At 37.3% G+C, this 17,262-nt stretch carries 18 protein-coding genes; 6 read left to right on the top strand and 12 right to left on the bottom strand.

Annotated features, from left to right (window positions below; translation table 11 throughout):
* Positions 1 to 171: 171 nt before the first annotated feature.
* On the bottom strand, positions 172 to 972 hold the full coding sequence (gene proC, locus AMS59_RS20020; protein WP_053485481.1) for a pyrroline-5-carboxylate reductase: 801 nt from the start codon (positions 970 to 972) through the stop codon (positions 172 to 174).
* Between the two features lie 320 nt (positions 973 to 1,292).
* On the opposite strand from proC, the gene cyoE reads away from it, so the two are divergent.
* A complete protein-coding gene (gene cyoE / locus AMS59_RS20015) occupies positions 1,293 to 2,243 on the top strand; it encodes a heme o synthase (protein ID WP_053485480.1) in 951 nt (316 codons plus the stop codon).
* A gap of 33 nt (positions 2,244 to 2,276) precedes the next feature.
* On the opposite strand, the gene AMS59_RS20010 is transcribed toward cyoE, so the two are convergent.
* From AMS59_RS20010 to AMS59_RS19980, 6 genes are all read right to left on the bottom strand, one after another.
* Entirely contained in the window at positions 2,277 to 3,011 is a 735-nt protein-coding gene (locus AMS59_RS20010) for a metallophosphoesterase (RefSeq protein WP_053485479.1), read from the bottom strand.
* A gap of 505 nt (positions 3,012 to 3,516) precedes the next feature.
* Positions 3,517 to 3,966, bottom strand: a complete 450-nt coding sequence (locus AMS59_RS20005; protein ID WP_053485478.1) for a helix-turn-helix transcriptional regulator — start codon at positions 3,964 to 3,966, stop codon at positions 3,517 to 3,519.
* 168 nt (positions 3,967 to 4,134) lie between these two features.
* On the bottom strand, positions 4,135 to 4,539 hold the full coding sequence (locus tag AMS59_RS20000) for a hypothetical protein (RefSeq protein ID WP_053485477.1): 405 nt from the start codon (positions 4,537 to 4,539) through the stop codon (positions 4,135 to 4,137).
* A 168-nt stretch (positions 4,540 to 4,707) separates the two neighbouring features.
* On the bottom strand, positions 4,708 to 6,033 hold the full coding sequence (locus tag AMS59_RS19995) for a hemolysin family protein (RefSeq protein ID WP_053485476.1): 1,326 nt from the start codon (positions 6,031 to 6,033) through the stop codon (positions 4,708 to 4,710).
* 32 nt (positions 6,034 to 6,065) lie between these two features.
* On the bottom strand, positions 6,066 to 6,407 hold the full coding sequence (locus AMS59_RS19990; RefSeq protein ID WP_234007863.1) for a MerR family transcriptional regulator: 342 nt from the start codon (positions 6,405 to 6,407) through the stop codon (positions 6,066 to 6,068).
* Between the two features lie 871 nt (positions 6,408 to 7,278).
* Positions 7,279 to 7,773 (bottom strand): hypothetical protein, encoded by a 495-nt coding sequence (locus tag AMS59_RS19980; protein WP_234007862.1) that lies wholly within the window; start codon positions 7,771 to 7,773, stop codon positions 7,279 to 7,281.
* A gap of 423 nt (positions 7,774 to 8,196) precedes the next feature.
* On the opposite strand from AMS59_RS19980, the gene AMS59_RS26735 reads away from it, so the two are divergent.
* On the top strand, positions 8,197 to 8,325 hold the full coding sequence (locus tag AMS59_RS26735; protein WP_255350022.1) for a hypothetical protein: 129 nt from the start codon (positions 8,197 to 8,199) through the stop codon (positions 8,323 to 8,325).
* A 41-nt stretch (positions 8,326 to 8,366) separates the two neighbouring features.
* Here AMS59_RS26735 and AMS59_RS19975 read toward each other — a convergent pair whose 3' ends face one another.
* The 4 genes from AMS59_RS19975 to AMS59_RS19960 form a co-directional block, all read right to left on the bottom strand.
* A complete protein-coding gene (locus tag AMS59_RS19975) occupies positions 8,367 to 8,939 on the bottom strand; it encodes a nucleotidase (RefSeq protein ID WP_053485472.1) in 573 nt (190 codons plus the stop codon).
* Positions 8,940 to 8,951: 12 nt separating this feature from the next.
* Positions 8,952 to 10,067: a flavodoxin-dependent (E)-4-hydroxy-3-methylbut-2-enyl-diphosphate synthase gene (ispG, locus tag AMS59_RS19970; RefSeq protein ID WP_053485471.1), complete on the bottom strand. Its 1,116-nt coding sequence runs from the start codon at positions 10,065 to 10,067 to the stop codon at positions 8,952 to 8,954.
* Positions 10,068 to 10,162: 95 nt separating this feature from the next.
* Positions 10,163 to 10,507, bottom strand: coding sequence for a hypothetical protein (locus AMS59_RS19965; RefSeq protein WP_053485470.1), 345 nt, complete (start codon positions 10,505 to 10,507; stop codon positions 10,163 to 10,165).
* 53 nt (positions 10,508 to 10,560) lie between these two features.
* Positions 10,561 to 11,079, bottom strand: a complete 519-nt coding sequence (locus AMS59_RS19960) for a DUF1189 family protein (protein WP_053485469.1) — start codon at positions 11,077 to 11,079, stop codon at positions 10,561 to 10,563.
* Positions 11,080 to 11,263: 184 nt separating this feature from the next.
* On the opposite strand from AMS59_RS19960, the gene AMS59_RS19955 reads away from it, so the two are divergent.
* The 4 genes from AMS59_RS19955 to AMS59_RS19940 all read left to right on the top strand — a co-directional run bounded on the left by AMS59_RS19955 (position 11,264) and on the right by AMS59_RS19940 (position 16,879).
* Positions 11,264 to 12,895, top strand: a complete 1,632-nt coding sequence (locus AMS59_RS19955) for a Na/Pi cotransporter family protein (protein ID WP_053485468.1) — start codon at positions 11,264 to 11,266, stop codon at positions 12,893 to 12,895.
* A gap of 67 nt (positions 12,896 to 12,962) precedes the next feature.
* On the top strand, positions 12,963 to 13,442 hold the full coding sequence (locus AMS59_RS19950) for a DUF456 domain-containing protein (protein ID WP_053485467.1): 480 nt from the start codon (positions 12,963 to 12,965) through the stop codon (positions 13,440 to 13,442).
* A gap of 177 nt (positions 13,443 to 13,619) precedes the next feature.
* Positions 13,620 to 14,225 carry a superoxide dismutase gene (locus AMS59_RS19945; protein WP_053485466.1) on the top strand — a complete coding sequence of 202 codons (606 nt, stop codon included), beginning with the start codon at positions 13,620 to 13,622 and terminating at the stop codon, positions 14,223 to 14,225.
* A 449-nt stretch (positions 14,226 to 14,674) separates the two neighbouring features.
* Entirely contained in the window at positions 14,675 to 16,879 is a 2,205-nt protein-coding gene (locus AMS59_RS19940) for a penicillin-binding protein 2 (protein ID WP_053485465.1), read from the top strand.
* A gap of 138 nt (positions 16,880 to 17,017) precedes the next feature.
* Here the strand turns inward: AMS59_RS19940 and AMS59_RS19935 are convergent, their stop codons facing one another.
* Positions 17,018 to 17,212 carry a hypothetical protein gene (locus tag AMS59_RS19935; RefSeq protein WP_053485464.1) on the bottom strand — a complete coding sequence of 65 codons (195 nt, stop codon included), beginning with the start codon at positions 17,210 to 17,212 and terminating at the stop codon, positions 17,018 to 17,020.
* Between the last annotated feature and the right edge of the window lie 50 nt (positions 17,213 to 17,262).

The following is a 17,262-nucleotide window of genomic DNA, read 5'->3' as shown; positions in this document are numbered from 1 at the left end:
GCTCCTCCTTAGATAGATACATCTATCGTACCGGAGGTGCCAGGTTGTTTATATGCGTTATTTGATTACGGGCTTACCAAAATTCCCTTGACTATTTTGTTTTCAACAACATAAAAAACCGAGACATGTAGTGTGTCTCGGTTTCGTTTTATTTTTTAGATCATTCAAGAGCTATTTTGATAAGCTTCGATCTTTGTCAGTCACGGCAGCTACTGCATCGTGAATTGTTGTTTCAAAATGATTGCTTTGTAAGGAGGATACACCTTGAATAGTTGTGCCTCCCGGTGAGCATACCTGATCTACAAGTGCCCAGGGGTGTTCCTGTGATTGTATAATCATTTTTGCACTGCCGAGTACTGCATTTGCCGCAATATCAAGCGCCATGCTTTTTGGCATACCTTCACGTACAGCAGCACGTGCTAAAGCATCGATATACATATAGGTGAATGCTGGTGAAGCACCACCAATCGTTGTAAATATGGAAAATAAGTTTTCAGGCACCTCGATTATTGTGCCAACTGTTTCAAACAGTGAAATGACATACTGAAGCTGCACATCTGATACTTGCTCACTCGCTGTATAGCAGCTTGTAGAGGCACCAATAAGCGCGTTAATATTTGGCATTACACGAATAATAGGGGTAACTTCAGATAGGTAACCTTGAAAATATGAAATATTTTTACCTGCAGCAATGGAAACAATGACATGGTTGTCTTGTAAATGCTTTTTCACCTCAGGTAAAACATCTGGTAACATTTGGGGTTTGACACCGAGGATAATGACGTCACAATTTGCCATAATATCTTCAATAGAGTTTACGGCTTGAATACCGTAAGAGGTTGCTAATTTTGTTGTTTTTGCTTTGGTACGATTATAGCCATAAATAAAAGTAGGATCAAAATCTCCGCTTTTACACATTCCTTTAATAATGGCTGTAGTCATATTCCCAAGGCCGATAAATCCGTATTTCACGTGGTTGACACTCCTTCATATAGTTAAAACATACACCTTAGTATAGAGTAGATTGTTTTACTTGAATAGTAATATGCAAAGAATCAAGCCAATTAGGTTCAAATTCACGTCAGTCGGTGGTATCATAGAAGATGTTGTAAATGAACGTGTAACTCTATTTTCTTTAGGTAGAACATAAAGAAAATCATGTACTTTATGTGAACATTGAGACAGACCTATCTAAAAGAGGTAGAATAATAATTTGATATGTCTAATGCAAAATTTGTCGCTTTCTAATGGTAAAGCGTGTAGAAATTAAGAGAGAAAAGGAATTAAGATGAATGGAACAAAATCTAAAAACGGAGCATAAACTACAATCTTCCGAGAAGTCCTTGGAAAAGTCCTCACGCTCTTCTATTTTAGCGCAGACAGTAAAAACAGGAATCATTAAATCTAATTTAATTCCTATGTGGGCTGGTTTAACGCTAGGTATGTACAAAAATAAAATGACTTTTGTAGAGAATATACCTGAAATTATTTTCGCAACGATTGGCTCAGCACTTGTTATTGGTGCTGCTGGAGCATTTAATAATGTGTATGACCGCGACATTGACGCTATAATGCCTCGTACGAAAAGTCGACCAACTGTAACAGGTGAAATGTCAGCTAAATCGGCGTTAGCTTTAGCTTTTGCCATGCTTATTCTCGGGGCAGCTGTGTTGGCACTTGCTTCTCCATTAGCTGCAGGATTTGGTCTCTTAGGGGTATTTTTATATGTAGTGCCTTATACAATGTGGACAAAACGTCGCACGATTTATAATACGGAAATAGGGAGTATAGGTGGGGCGATTCCAGCTTTAATTGGTTGGGCTGCAGTTTCTACTGATATTACACATCCTGCAATACTTGGCCTATTTTTAGTTATGGTTATTTGGCAGATGCCTCATTTCTATGCCATAGCCATTCGTAAGCATGCTGATTACGAAGCGGCCAGCGTTCCGATGCTTCCAGTTGTAAAAGGGATGCGTCGTACTTATTATCAAACGAACTTTTATTTAATCTTATTAATATTATCAAGTTTTTTATTTGGCACTTTAAGTGTTGGCATTATGCTTGTTGCTCTATTGTTAAGCATTGCATGGCTTGTAATGAGTATTTACGGTTATCACAGTAATAAAGATCAAATAAAGTGGGCAACAAAAATGTTTGTTTTCTCACTTATCCATATGACAATTTTATTTACAACGGTTATTGTGTACTCTTTAGTAGGTGTTATTTTTAAATTGTATTAAAGTTTATCTTCATCAGCACGAAAAGCCAACAGGTTATTCTACACTTGTTGGCTTTTCCTTTTCCACCGAGATTATTTGACGACTTGGCCATTCTAATGCGTGTAACTGACCTCCAAAAACAGCTCCACCATCAATCCCAATAATATTATTTTCACCAAAATAGACACTGTAATCTGTTGGACTTTGGTGAAGTCTGTAGGTAGGTGTATGACCAAAGATTACGGTTTTCTCGTCTTGATAACCTACATGAAATTCTTCACGAATCCACAAAAATTGTATGGGATCTGTCTCTGCCAACGCTACTCCAGGAACAACACCACCATGTACAAAAATGGCATCATCTAATTCGATGTAAGTATCAAAGGTTTCGATAAGCTGTAAATGTTCTTCGAGCTTTGGTAAGGTCTGAATAAAGCTAGGTAATGTATCATTTTCAATGGCTTCTTTAAAATCGTCTAACTGATACCCATAGCTTTCAAGTGTTGCATCACCACCGCAAAGTCCCACCCAATGATTCCATGGCTTAGGATGACCAGAGCGACATGCTTTTAGCATAATGGCTTCATGATTTCCTAGTAGAACACGTGCACCATGTGCTTGCAATTCTCCCACTAAGTTTAAAACGCCGCAAGATGCAGGTCCTCGATCAATATAATCGCCAAGTAAAAATAGTTGATCTTGCATAGTATCATAATTAGCTTTTAATAATAATTCTTCAAAAAGTTCTAATTCCCCATGTATATCACTAATTGCTAGTATTCGATCCATAAAAGAGCATCCTTTCCAGTATTAGAGAAGCTATAATTAAGTATAGAGAATAGTTTTACAAATTTCGACTAATGCAACTTTTAATCAAAAGTTATCACTTCATTCTATCAGTTTCTAGCTACATTTTATCATATGACGAAGTGATTCCATTTCCTTATTCATTTGTCTATAGTGTTGAAATAGCGAAAGGAGAGAATTATTAGCTACAGCCATTTCAATAAGAGTATGAAGAATATAGTGATGGCATTATTAACTTCTTTCAGCAATATTTTTGTAGCAAAGAGTAACGATGATATAGAAGATTCACCTGGGGGATGAAGGTGATTTAAGGCACGAGATGAAGGCATTGTAAAAAGAGCTAGGAGATGTGAGAGTAAGCAATAAAGTGAGAATAGGGAAAGTATGCCAAGTGCAGCAATTAAGGTTTTTGCAATTCTAGTACTACTCGCGCATTAGAAGTGTATGGATGTAATGCTTCTACGTTATGCGCGAGTATAGTATGTGATTATTCTTGAAGCTTTTCCCATGCTTGTTGTGCTATTGGCTCGTCGAATGTTGATAGTAGTCGATAGTTTTCTGTATCTAAAATTCGAAAATGCTGACTAATGACATTTTGTTGTAGGCGATAACCATTATACTCACTAAGATTTTTCCACCATATGTATCCACCCATCGTTTTTTCCTTTGGTAGTAATGTTCCGTTATTTGCGATTAAGTCGACAACCTCAAGTGGATCCCCGCCAAGCTCATGCTGTAAAATTGAGCTTTCTCGGCATAATGCACAAACCGCAACCGTTGTAGTCCAGCCAGTATAAATACGGCCTTTTTCAATTTGAACAAGTGTTTTTTTAGAGAGTCCGAGTAAATCACTCATCTGATCCTGTGTTAAATCTTTTTCGGTACGGATTAATTTCAGTTTTTCAGAAATGAGTGTGATTAATTGTTCACGATTCATCCAAAACACCCTTTCTTTCAGATAGTTAAATACCATTATACATGAAAGTGTAAGAGATGTTTTCTGTTTTGCGGGTAACTGTGGTTAAATTACGAGTAAAGTAATAATAATCGAAACGTAAAAAAACAGACTGTCCCGCAATCTACTCTTGGACAGCCTGTTAGATATTTAAACCTCGTATTTTTTCGTGTCAGAAATAACACGGAAATGGATACCTTTAATTTGAGCGCTTACTTTATGACGTAGTGTATCAATATCTACTAGCTCATCATTTTCATTGACACATTCTGCAATCTCTTGTAATAGCTTCGTAAATGCCTCTTTGAAGAGGGAACGAATATTATCAAAATCTAGGCTACGGAAGTTTCCGTCAATATCAAATGCCTCCACAGAATTTAATTGCTTTGAAGCACCAGCGAAGCGATCATCGTACACCGTGTAATTTTCATCTGTTACGACGATAATATATAATACTTCACCTGTAATTGTTTTTAATTCAATGTTAGTTTTGTGTTTTTTGACGTCGGTAATGATATGAATACCGTCCGAATGATATAGTTTAAACAATTTCATATGTAATGCCCCCTGAAAATAGAATCATATCCATATATGTATTATATATGGATATGCCTAATAATGGAATAAGACAAAAGTATTTGGAAAAACTAGCATAGTCCTATTTGAATGATACTAGTGAAGCTAAAATTGTTATAAACTATTAAGAAAACTGTATCTGGCAGATTATGCTTCTAATACAGTAGGTAAAATATTGAGGGGACGAACCTCGATGTAATGAATCCGATGGCCTTGCTGCTCATAAATACTAAATATATATGGGGCCAACTCAATATTTTTAGTTGCTTTAATGCCATTATTGACTGTTAAAAACCAACCGCCTAATGTTTCAACTTCTTCTGCTTCAAGTGTTACATTTAATAGTTTTTCAACATCTTCAATGAGCATTTTTGCATTTAAAATATAGTGATTGTCACTTACTTTACGGATTTCTGCAATTTCATCATCATCGAACTCATCGCGAATCTCACCAACAATTTCTTCTAAAATATCCTCGACTGTAACAAGCCCAGATGTCCCGCCGTATTCATCCATTAAAATGGCCATATGAATTCGCTCTTTTTGCATACGCACAAGTAATTCTTGAATAGGAATCGTTTCAATGACTCGTATAACAGGATTAATGAAATCTTCAAGGATTAATGAATCGTCTGTAAGTTGCTCAAGCAAACCGTGTGTAAACAATTCCTTAACGTTGATAAAGCCTAAAATATTATCACGATCACCATCATAAACAGGATAACGAGTATATTTTTCTGCGGCGATAAAATGAATCATATTTGTAAAAGATTCATTTTTTTCAATTCCAATAATCTCTGTTCGAGGGACCATAATTTCACGAGCAATACGTTCATCAAATTCAAAGACATTATTTACAAACTTTAGCTCCGTTTTATTGATTTCACCACTTTCAAAGCTTTCAGATAGCAGTAATCGTAATTCTTCCTCAGTATGTGATAACTCATGCTCTGAAGCCGGCTTCATACCAAATAGGCCAATTAATACTCTAGCTGAGCCGTTCAAGAACCAGATAAATGGATACATCACTTTATAGAACAACATAATAGGCTTGGCAAAATGGAGTGTAATCGTTTCAGCCTTTTGAATCGCAGCAGTTTTTGGTGCCAATTCCCCGACAACAACATGTAAAAATGTTGCAATGGCAAAAGCACTACCAATCGTAAAGATCGTCATATATTGATCTGAAATGCCAATCAAGTTAAAAAGAGGGTGTAGCATAAATTCAAAGGTTTTTTCACCAACCATCCCGATACCAAGCGCTGTTACAGTAATACCAAGCTGACAGGCAGATAAGTACTCGTCTAAATGATTGACAACATACTTTGCAGAAATGGCTCTCCTATTACCCTCCGCAATTAATTGGTCAAGCCTTGAGGAACGTACTTTTACAATAGCAAATTCCGTTGCCACGAAAAAGCCAGTTAAAGCTAATAAAATGGTAAAAATCGATAAGTTGAGTATGGTCTCCAAATAGTCGTTCTGTATGAACAGAACGTCACCTCCTAATTATGAATAAGTAAAAGTAAAGATTGCATGAGTGCAATACTTTCGGTAGAAACATTTTTTTTAATCTTTTCAATATCTTTATTGTCTTGCTTGTTTATTTGTTCAAGTAGAAAAGTTACATCCTGCTCTAAGTTTTGCATTTTTACACGAAGCATCTGTACATCGATTTCTTCATGAGGAGTGATGTTTAGTTCATGTTGTATATCTATGAGTGAAAGACCTTGCTGTTTGCGTTGCTCAATAATATGAAGTCGTTCAATCATTGCAGGAGCATAGTAGCGATAATTGGATGCAGAACGTTCGGCTTCTAATAAGCCAATGTTTGTATAATAATCGATTGTTCTTTTGGTAATGCCTGTTTTTTCTGCAAGCTCGCCAATTTTTAATCTCTCTGTCCCAATGCAAACACCTCCAAACCATCACGTGATACTTTGATTATAACTTGCTGGTTTTGTCGGTTTCAAATAAGAGGGCTCAATATTTCGAAATTGTAAGATTTTTTGAGGGAGGGGCTTATTTGTTGAATGAACATAAAATAGCTTTCCTAACAATCAAAATGTTAGAAAAGCTATATGTCTTGAAAAACTAATAAGTCAGTGAAATTGTCATGTTAAACAACATACTACTTTTCGGCAAAAAGAGGGGAGGGTTGATTTCCGTTCCGACTGTGCGCTTTCCTGGGGGCGTCCGATGAGCCGTTGGACTAACAGATATTTTTTTGCGCGAAAGCGAAGCGACGGCAGCGGCAAATGTTTTCTGCGTGAAAGCGAAGCGACAGCGGCAACAACACGATGTTGGTCACGAAGGCGTTATCACAGGACGTGATGCTTTTAGCCTTCGTTCCTCTATTGCTGATCCCCAAGGAGTAGCCCAGTCTCCACACCAATCAACTGATTCACATGACAAACGTTTTAACAAAATGTCAACCAACTTTTGAGTTTTATCAACCAACTTTCACATTTTATCAACCAACTTTTGAATTTTATCGACTAACTTTCATATTTTATCAACCAACTTCTGAATTTTATCGACATCCACCTGCCAAAGAGCAAAAAAAGGATTCATACACAAAACTGTGTGCGAACCCTTTTACTTTATTATGTCGCCCAGTCTCCTTAGTACTAACGAAGGGGCTCGGCGCTCGTACTCTAGCCTGGAACGGAAATCAATCCCTCGTTTTGTAGAAGAGACAAAATTATTTCTTAAAAGCTACAAAGTTTCTTTTTGTAAATATGTATCATATAGGTGATGAAGTGCATCTTCGCCAGTCATTTCTAGAATCGTTTCATCATTAAAAATAAGTGTTACATTTGTAAGAGCGCTATCAATCTTATTGTTGTCAAAAGTGCACGTAACCTTTACTACACCTGTTTCTGCTAGTTGTTTTTTCATTGTATCATCCCATGGCTGCTCAGAAAATAGTGGTGCTTGCCATGTGCCTCTCACATGAAGCTCTCTTTTTTCAGCGTCATAATCCCAGCGTACGTCACGTAAAATAGTTTTAAACAGGTCATTAACCGTAAAAGATGTATCTTTATAGTTAATGGCAATTGCTCGTATAGCATGTACATCACGATCAACTGCACTGGCTGCAGTTTCTGCTGCTGAATTTATGCCTGAAACCGCGTCTTTTATGTCAGATAATCGGTCACCGCAGCCAGCTAGCAGCGCGCAAAGACATGTTATACAAGCTACCTTTGTCATCCATCTCACAAGTAGTCCCTCCAGTATTGTAAGTTGTTACTACTATATTATCGAAAAGAAAACTATGAAGAAAGGGCATGAAGGCGGCAGATTGTGACGGTTTTGCAACGATGCGACCTCCACTAGAATGTTCGAGAAGTTGCAAGTTTAAGTATCTGAAAATTTAGTAAATTTATCTTCATTCAGCAAATGTTTTTGTAGCGAAAGCGAAGCGTCAGGTACAAAAAACTCTCACCTCAGAGGGTGGTTAGATGAATGATGGTGTGGGTTCTTTTCCTTGAATGTCCAAGCACCAGCTGAATGAAGATAAAGCCTCCGGCGGATGTCACGGATTTTCAAAGGAATGAATTGTGCGAGCACAATTCAAAATCCGGACGCAATTACGCCAAGGCGAAATTGATAAAAGAAAGGGAGCGGTTTGTGATGAAGATTAATGATGAATTACTTGAGCGATTAGGAACTTATTTCGTATACCATGCTGTTTATGAAAAATATGGTATTACTTTTGAGAATTTCGTGGAGCGTTGGTTACGAGGGATACTTGATGTATAAAAGAAGAGTCGTGTTCAATACATGAACACGACTTCAATTGTTTATTTAAAATAGTTAGTGATAAATTGGTTTGCCTCTTGCCAGTTATAAACGCGTACGACATTATCCGGAACAGCAAGACGGTTATACGGAGTGTCAAATAATACAACCGGTATTTTTAATTCCTCCGCAAGCATCACCGCATTATCATGCTTATCCTCAAAAAATGCCTCAACATCGTACTTTTTTGCTACGGAAATCTTATCGTGACTACCGATGAGCTCAATATGATCGTAAGGAATAGATTGTGATTTAAACCAGTTTACGGTAACGTCTGATACATTCTCACCACGAGCAGAGATGTAATAAAGTTCGTAGTTTTCTTTCCACGTATTTAAAATATCTTTCGCATCTTTCGCCACTTCAGATACTTCGTACATAAACGGCTCATTTTCTTTAAACCATGCATTAAATGCTATAGGGTCAACGGGGTGGGGAAATGCTGATAAAAAATCATATTCGCACACATCGTCAAGCGTAATATTTATATTGTATTGTTTATTGATATGTGGAATGAGTGTACTAGGACATGTCACTGTTCCATCGATATCAATACCGAAACGGGGCTTTTTCATGCTAGCACCTCCTTAGGCGTTCGCTTTTTCTGCTTCTTCAGCCGCACGTTTTTCTGCCATTTCAGCTGCTAATTTATCGATTTCCTTTTTCAACTCTTCTACCATTGTTTCTTCAGGCACTTTACGAACTGTTTTGCCCTTCATAAATAGTAAACCTTCACCACGAGCACCAGCAATACCGATGTCGGCTTCGCGTGCTTCACCAGGACCGTTAACCGCACAACCAAGAACAGCTACTTTTAACGGTACATTAAGTTTAGAAATATATTCTTCTACTTCATTGGCAATTGAAATTAAATCAATCTCGATACGACCACATGTTGGGCAAGAAATAAGGGTTGCCATATTTGAAGCAAGACCGAATGATTTTAATAACTCACGTGCTACTTTTACCTCTTCAACAGGGTCTGCAGATAGTGAAATACGCAACGTATTACCAATACCTTTTGACAGGATTGCGCCAAGGCCAGCCGCTGATTTTACTGTACCAGCAAATAATGTACCTGATTCAGTAATTCCTAAATGTAGAGGGTAATCAAAGGCTTTAGACGCTTTTTCATAAGCTTCAATCGCTAGATTTACGTCTGATGCCTTCATGGAAACGATAATATCGTGGAAGTCCAAGTCTTCCAAAATTTTAATATGGTGAAGGGCAGATTCTACCATACCGTCTGCAGTAGGGTAACCATATTTTTCTAAAATATGACGTTCTAATGAACCAGCGTTTACCCCGATACGGATTGGAATACCTTTAGCCTTAGCTGCGTTAACAACAGCCTCTACTTTCTCTTTACGCCCAATATTACCTGGGTTAATGCGAACTTTATCGATACCATTTTCAATTGCTTTTAATGCTAATTTATAATCAAAGTGAATATCAGCTACTAATGGAATATGGATACGTTTTTTAATTTCAGCAATCGCATCAGCTGCACGCTCATCTGGAACTGCGACGCGAACAATTTGACAGCCTGCTTCCTCTAGACGAAGAATTTCTGCTACTGTTGCTTCGACATCATGTGTTTTTGTTGTACACATGCTTTGAATGAATAATTCATTACTACCACCAATTGTTAAGTTACCGACACGCACGGGACGTGTATTCGTACGGTGACAAATTTCACTCATTAACTTTCTCTCCTTTTCGGGCCATACTTTCGACCGTCACTGACATTTATTTTAGCAGTGTAAGAAAATAAGGACAAGGAAGAAACGCTAACTTTTCATTTTCCGCATTTGTTTTCAAATTCAAATGACAGTGGAAGCTTAATATTTTCACCAGGAACAAGAGCCTGTAATTGTAAGTGCGGATTTAATTCATAAAATAGTTGTAAACGTTCAGGAAAGGTCATGGGTACTTTGGCAGGATGAAGTGCAAATAAACTGTGAATGCTATCGCCTTGAATAGTCTGTACAGTGATATAATCTGGCTCCCGTTGCTTTTCACAAAGGGCGTTTTCTGTATTTTTCGGAGAAATGGCAGCAAGGTGTAATGAACCTTCTGTTAAATCTACTTTCGCGACAAAAGCAAAAATAATGATGATAGCTGTTAACACTAAAGCACGCAAAAAAACCCCCTCCTTTTCTACACTATATTTAGAAGAGAGGGGAATCATGCACATTATTTTGAGATTGGTTGTTTTGGATACTTTGTCATGGCTACAATTAGTAGAGTCACTGTTAAAAATAAAGAAAAAACAGAGATAATTGTGCTGTTTATCGGTAGATAATCTGATAGCATACTTATTAGAATTGCCCAAGTCATAGCAAATGTTGTAGTACGCCAAATGTGACGGTATTCTCCGCGACGCTTCATGACTTTTAAGATCAGTAGACCTGCCAAGGCATAGAGAGCAATTTGTACAAAAATAAGCATCGTTGTAAAAACAAAAAGCATGATGAATGTCACGGGATACAATACCCATTTAACGCCTTCTATGTATTCAGTTATACCATTTAAACTATTCATATCAAATGTATCAACAGACATACCAGCCGTAAAACGACCAAATGAGAAAACTGTAACAACAGTAATTAGAAGAAAGGTATATTGAATGACTTTTCCTATAGGTAATAAACGATAGGCAGCAAGTTTTTTTGGATGAATTAAGCTATCGATAAATAGTTGTGAGTGTTTCATAAACATATCTCCTCCAATCGCTATTTTACCATGTTCAACTTTGACAAGATATGAAATACTGAGAATACGATAATGAAATGTTAATATTGTGTAAAGAAGTTAAAGGTTTTCTTTACTTTTTCTATACTATCATTTAAAGATTAGGAATAGAGTAGTAGAGATGTAGGAATTGGAGCGAATACAATTGACAATAGATTGGCAAAGCATACTGTTTCAATTTTTAGGCGGTTTAGGAGTCTTTTTATTTTCCATTAAATTCATGGGGGATGGGCTCCAAAAATCGGCAGATGATCGACTGCGTGAATGGTTGAATCGTTTTACAACAAACCCTTTAATGGGAGTGTTAGTAGGCATAATTGTGACGATTTGTATCCAGTCGAGCTCTGCAACGACGGTGATTGCGGTTGGGCTAGTAAGTGCAGGGTTTTTAACATTGCGTCAAGCAATCGGTGTCATCATGGGGGCCAATATTGGAACGACAATAACCGCATTTATTATTGGAATTAATATCGGCATTTATTTTTATCCGTTATTGGCGATTGGTGCAGGGCTGTTATTTTTCTTTAAGAAAGCTACATATCAGTATATTGGACAAATATTATTTGGCTTTGGGGGATTATTTTTAGGATTAGAGTTAATGAGTGCAAGCATGCAGTCACTTCATCAATTAGCGGACTTTGAATCATTAACGCTTCATCTAAGCAATGAGCCTATTTTAGGGATTTTTCTAGGGACAGTTTTTACATTGCTTGTTCAAAGCTCAACAGCGACTGTTGGTGTGCTACAGGGCTTATATGCTGAGCATTTAATTGGCTTAGATAGTGCTTTACCTATTTTATTTGGTGAAAATATAGGCACGACCATTACAGCAGTATTAGCTTCACTTGGTGCTTCTATATATGCTAAACGTGCAGCAGCGGCACATGTGCTATTTAATATTATAGGTACGATCATTTTCATGGTGTTCTTTACACCATTTATGCATTACGTTCAGTGGGTTAGCGGGCTATTCCATTTAGAATCGAAAATGCAAATAGCGATAGCGCATGGCTCATTTAACATTATTAATATGATGATTCAGCTGCCATTTATCGGAGGATTGGCTGTACTTGTCACGAAGCTAGTTCCTGGGCATGACGGAAATATTGATGTAACAACAAAGCATTTAGATCCAGCATTCATTGATTCTTCTCCAGCGATTGCACTTGGACAAGCGAAAGAGGAAGTGTTACGTATGGGGGAGCATGCCCTTCATGGTTTAGAAGAAACATTTTTATATATGAAAACAGGTGAAGCTTCTCATATTCCCACAGTTTTACAATTAGAAGTAGCGCTCAATCATTTAGACAAGGAAATCACGAATTATTTAGTGATGGTGTCTAAGCAGCCGCTTTCTCGTGCAGACTCAGTAAGACACCATACACTTCTAACAAATGTACGAGACATTGAACGTATTGGCGATCATTTTGAAAATATTTTAGAGCTTTTACAATATAAAGAGCATCACGAGGTAAGTTTAAGTAAGTCAGCACGACAAGATTTAATAGGCATGTTTAGCTTAGCGATTGAAGCTGTACGAAAGAGTATAGCAGCTCTAGATACAGCTAGTTTGAGCTTGGCACAGGAAGTAACTGAGCTCGAAAGCTTGATAGATGATATGGAAGATAAGCTAAGACAAAAGCATATTGCGCGCTTAAATACAAATGAATGTAATGGAGCGGCGGGAATCGTCTATACGGATATCGTTAGCAATTTAGAACGTATAGGAGATCATGCTGTAAATATAGCTGACTCTATTTTAGGAATTAGACATTAGGAAAATGAAACCTGCAGCTTTGTAAATCCGTATGAAAGGCAATGCACGACAAAAGGAGAGAATTTTTATGGAAGTTGTTGGCTGGATTTTAGTGATTGCCTGCTTTATCGTTTCATTTGTTGGATTAATATACCCGATAATTCCAGGTGTGATTTTTTTACTCGGTGGGTTTATAGTATATGGGTTATTTTTTTCATTTACAGAGTTAAGCTGGTGGTTCTGGGCGATTGAAATTTTATTTGTTGTGTTGTTATTTGGTGCTGATACTGTGGCAAATGCCTTTGGTATTAAAAAATTTGGTGGCTCAAATGCTGGTATGTGGGGTAGTACCATTGGATTATTAATTGGCCCATTTGTCATTCCAGTTGCAGGGATTTTATTTGGACCATTTTTAGGAGCGGTGATTGCAGAGTTAATCGTAGAGCGCCGTACATTAAAAGAGGCTGTGAAAAGTGGTGTTGGTTCTCTAGTTGGTTTTTTAACATCAACAATAGCGAAGGCTGTCATTCAAATCGTCATGATCGTTGTGTTCTTTATAGCGATTTGATTTTCTTCCCATGAAAGTTTAGTGATGTAAAAAAGAGGGTAGGATAGTAATCGTATTGATTTTTCGGTCAAAAGGCTGAAATCTTCATTTAAAAGTATTTTTCGTTGAATGGTTTGACCAATTTTGATAATCTAAGAGTGTACTAATTATTTCTTTACTTTAGGGAGGAACTTAACAATGGCTTACGAATTACCACAATTAACTTACGCTTATGACGCATTAGAACCACATATCGATGCAAAAACAATGGAAATTCACCATTCTAAACACCACAATACTTATGTAACAAATTTAAACGCAGCAGTAGAAGGTACTGAATTTGCTGAAAAAGACATTAACGATCTTATCGCAAACATTGATGCTCTTCCAGCTGACAAACAAACTGCTGTACGTAACAACGGTGGCGGACATGCTAACCACACATTATTCTGGGAATTAATCGCTCCAGGCGGTTCAAAAACTCCAGTTGGCGAAGTTGCAAAAGCAATCGATGCTAAATTCGGTTCTTTCGATGCATTCAAAGAAGAATTCGCAAAAGCTGCTACAACTCGCTTCGGTTCAGGTTGGGCTTGGTTAATCGTTGATGGTGACTCAGTTGCTGTTACATCTACTCCAAACCAAGACTCTCCAGTTATGGAAGGTAAAACTCCAGTTCTAGGTTTAGACGTTTGGGAGCATGCTTACTACTTAAACTACCAAAACCGTCGTCCAGATTACATCGGTGCATTCTGGAACGTAGTAAACTGGGATGTAGTAGAAGCTAAATTCCAAGCTGCAAAATAATAATTATTGTTTAACTTCTTTCCGATTCCGGATGCAATTATGCCGAGGCATAATTGATTTGAAGGCTATGTCAATGGTGATAAGTCACCGAGGCATAGCCTTTTTTGCTGTCTTTTTTAGGTTCTATAATCTTTGAGGTATCCAATAAAATATAAGATGGAGGTGAATGCACCAACACGCCAGTAAAAAATTGGTAGTCAATTGGGCTGAAAGGGAAGTAGCGGGCGCCGGAACGTTTGGAGTGCTTCGAATTGTGCCTCACCCCCTCAATAAAAAACTATTTTTCTAGCAATCGATAAAAACCAGAAACTTTTCAACTTAAAATGCCGTCAAATAAATGATGTATTCAATCATAAATTCGCAAGTGCATGCTTTCCTGTCGTACCTTCGAATGGTATACTAAATATCGTGTGTATTTAAATTGTAATTAGATGAGGAGGGGAATACATATGCGCAAAGCACCGGGAAAAAATCGCGCGACGAGTGTTAAAGCAAAACATCATTCTAATTTAACATTTCGTATGAATGTCCTTTTCTTTGCTATATTTCTCGTATTTTCATTGCTAATTTTTAGACTTGGCTATATGCAAATCGTAAAAGGGGAAGATTATGTACGCGAGTTAGAGCGTAAAGAGGAGGTAGCTGTCAATACAAGTGTGCCAAGGGGACGTATGTATGATCGATACGGGCGTATTTTAGTGGATAACCAACCAGAAAATGCGATTACGTATACAAAAATGTCGACGACTACAACAAAGGAAATGCTAGGCATAGCCGAAAAGCTAGCACAATTGATTGAGCAGCCAACAAACCGTGTCACATTACGGGACAAACAAGATTTTTGGATTATAAAAAATCATGACGCTGCCTATGCAAAGGTAACAAAGAAAGAACAAAAGAAAATTAAAGCCCAAGAAAATGTATCGGAAAGTCAAATCAATGCACAGATTGATAAACTTGTACGTGAACGAATTACAAACGAAGAAATACTACAATTGACAGATAAGGACATGGAAGTATTAGCAATCTATCGAGAGATGGTATCAGGATACAATTTATCACCGCAAATTATTAAGAGTGAAAATGTATCTGCCGATGAATTTGCACGTGTCTCTGAGCGTTTAACTCAACTACCAGGCGTTAACACAACAACTGACTGGAAGCGTCTGAAATTATCATCACTCGCTATTTTAGGACGCACAACAGTACCAGCAAAAGGGATTCCAAAAGAAAAGCTGAATTATTATTTAGCTCGTGATTATTCACGGAATGACCGTGTTGGTGAAAGTTATATTGAAGCGCAATATGAAGATTTACTGCAAGGTCAAAAATCAGTTGTTAAAAATATTACGAATAAAAAAGGGCAAGTAGTTGATACCGTTACGACCTATGAAGGTGAGCCAGGTAAAGATTTAGTATTAACACTAGATAGCGAGTTAACAGCTGCAACTGAAAAAATTGTTGAGGACGAGTTGCTAAAATTAAAATCACAGGGAGGTTCGCGTTTACTTGATCGTGCCTTTTTAGTAATGATGGACCCAAAGACAGGCGATATTTTATCAATGGTTGGTAAGAAGATTGAGAAAAATCCTGAAACAGGGAAAAATGAGGTCGTCGATTATTCGTATGGAACCTTTACAACGGCTTATGAGTCTGGCTCTGCAGTTAAGGCAGCGACATTACTAACTGGGTATAAATTAGGAGCCATTACTCCAACAACTGTATTAGGAGATGAACCAATCTGGTTAAAGGGTACTGATGCAAAAAAATCCATTTTTAACCATGGTGGCTATATTTCAATGGATGGTTTAAATGCCTTGGAGCAATCTTCTAACGTTTATATGTTTAAAACAGCTTTACTTATTAATGGAACACCATATAGCCGTGGGATGCCACTTCGTTTAAATGACGATACATTCCCAAAAATGCGTAATTCTTATGCACAATTCGGGTTAGGTGTAAATACAGGGATTGATTTACCAAATGAATTTAGTGGAGTACAAGGTCCAACTGGTCCAGCCTACGGGGGTAAAGCACTTGACTTAGCGATTGGGCAGTATGATACGTATACACCGTTACAATTGGCACAATATATCTCGACAATCGCAAATGGCGGTTATCGCATTCAGCCACATGTTGTGAAAGAGGTACGTGAGCCAACAAAGGATGGGCAATCGCTAGGCCAATTAGTAACAGAAGTAGGACCAACAATTTTAAATCATATTGATAATTCTTCAGATGAAATTAATTATGTAAAAAAAGGATTACGTCGTGTTTATACGGGCGCAAAAGGTACAGCAAAAAGACAATTTGGAAATGCACCGTATACAGCGGCAGGGAAAACAGGTACAGCTGAAGTAGTTTACTATGGGCCGTTAAAACAATATTATGGTACAAATACGATTAACTTAACTCATGTTGGCTTTGCACCGTATGATAATCCTGAAATCGCCTACGCGGTTGTTATTCCATGGGCAACGACTAATACAAATGTGCATTTATCAAATAATAATGTCATTGCTCGAGAAGCTGTCGATAAATATTTTGAGTTAAAAGCAAAATATAACACTGAAAAAGTGACAGATAGTAAAGTAAAACAACCAATTTTACCAGCTATTTCAAAAGACAAAATTGGTGAAGACGAGCAAAAATAAGAGAAACCGCTAGTGCATTCAATGGCCTAGCGGTTTTTTTACAGTTTCAGAGTATTATAGAATACCTGCAAAAAAAACACGGTATGAAAGATCATAATTTTCATACCGTGTTTTATTTATTTTTATATACAAGACTTACTATACAGATAATTGTTGAATAGCTATTTCAAATTGTTGTTTCGGTTTTATTCCATAAAGCTCTATATTATTACAGAAATAAGACTCTACCATAAAATCAACGGCTTCCTGTAGAGTAAATTTCCGATGTTCCATAACAAGTGTTAAATATGTTTTAAAGTAATCGGCATTTGGTACTTTTGCATGCTTAACCACAAAGTCAAACTCCTCTTAGATTATTTCCTGACACAATTGATTATTATAGC

It is taken from the genome of Lysinibacillus sp. FJAT-14745 (genome assembly GCF_001275675.1).
Classification (GTDB): domain Bacteria; phylum Bacillota; class Bacilli; order Bacillales_A; family Planococcaceae; genus Lysinibacillus.
Note: the sequence above shows the minus strand (reverse complement) of the source record. Positions and strands in the feature narration are given on the sequence as shown.

Coding starts and splice junctions, on each gene's coding strand:
- AMS59_RS26735 (WP_255350022.1), top strand. CDS start 8,197: ATGAAGATTAATGATGAATTACTTGAGCGATTAGGAACTTATTTCGTA.
- AMS59_RS20005 (WP_053485478.1), bottom strand. CDS start 3,966: ATGAATCGTGAACAATTAATCACACTCATTTCTGAAAAACTGAAATTA.
- AMS59_RS19945 (WP_053485466.1), top strand. CDS start 13,620: ATGGCTTACGAATTACCACAATTAACTTACGCTTATGACGCATTAGAA.
- AMS59_RS19975 (WP_053485472.1), bottom strand. CDS start 8,939: ATGAAAAAGCCCCGTTTCGGTATTGATATCGATGGAACAGTGACATGT.
- AMS59_RS19960 (WP_053485469.1), bottom strand. CDS start 11,079: ATGAAACACTCACAACTATTTATCGATAGCTTAATTCATCCAAAAAAA.
- AMS59_RS19950 (WP_053485467.1), top strand. CDS start 12,963: ATGGAAGTTGTTGGCTGGATTTTAGTGATTGCCTGCTTTATCGTTTCA.
- AMS59_RS19980 (WP_234007862.1), bottom strand. CDS start 7,773: ATGACAAAGGTAGCTTGTATAACATGTCTTTGCGCGCTGCTAGCTGGC.
- cyoE (WP_053485480.1), top strand. CDS start 1,293: ATGGAACAAAATCTAAAAACGGAGCATAAACTACAATCTTCCGAGAAG.
- ispG (WP_053485471.1), bottom strand. CDS start 10,067: ATGAGTGAAATTTGTCACCGTACGAATACACGTCCCGTGCGTGTCGGT.
- AMS59_RS20010 (WP_053485479.1), bottom strand. CDS start 3,011: ATGGATCGAATACTAGCAATTAGTGATATACATGGGGAATTAGAACTT.
- AMS59_RS19940 (WP_053485465.1), top strand. CDS start 14,675: ATGCGCAAAGCACCGGGAAAAAATCGCGCGACGAGTGTTAAAGCAAAA.
- AMS59_RS20000 (WP_053485477.1), bottom strand. CDS start 4,539: ATGAAATTGTTTAAACTATATCATTCGGACGGTATTCATATCATTACC.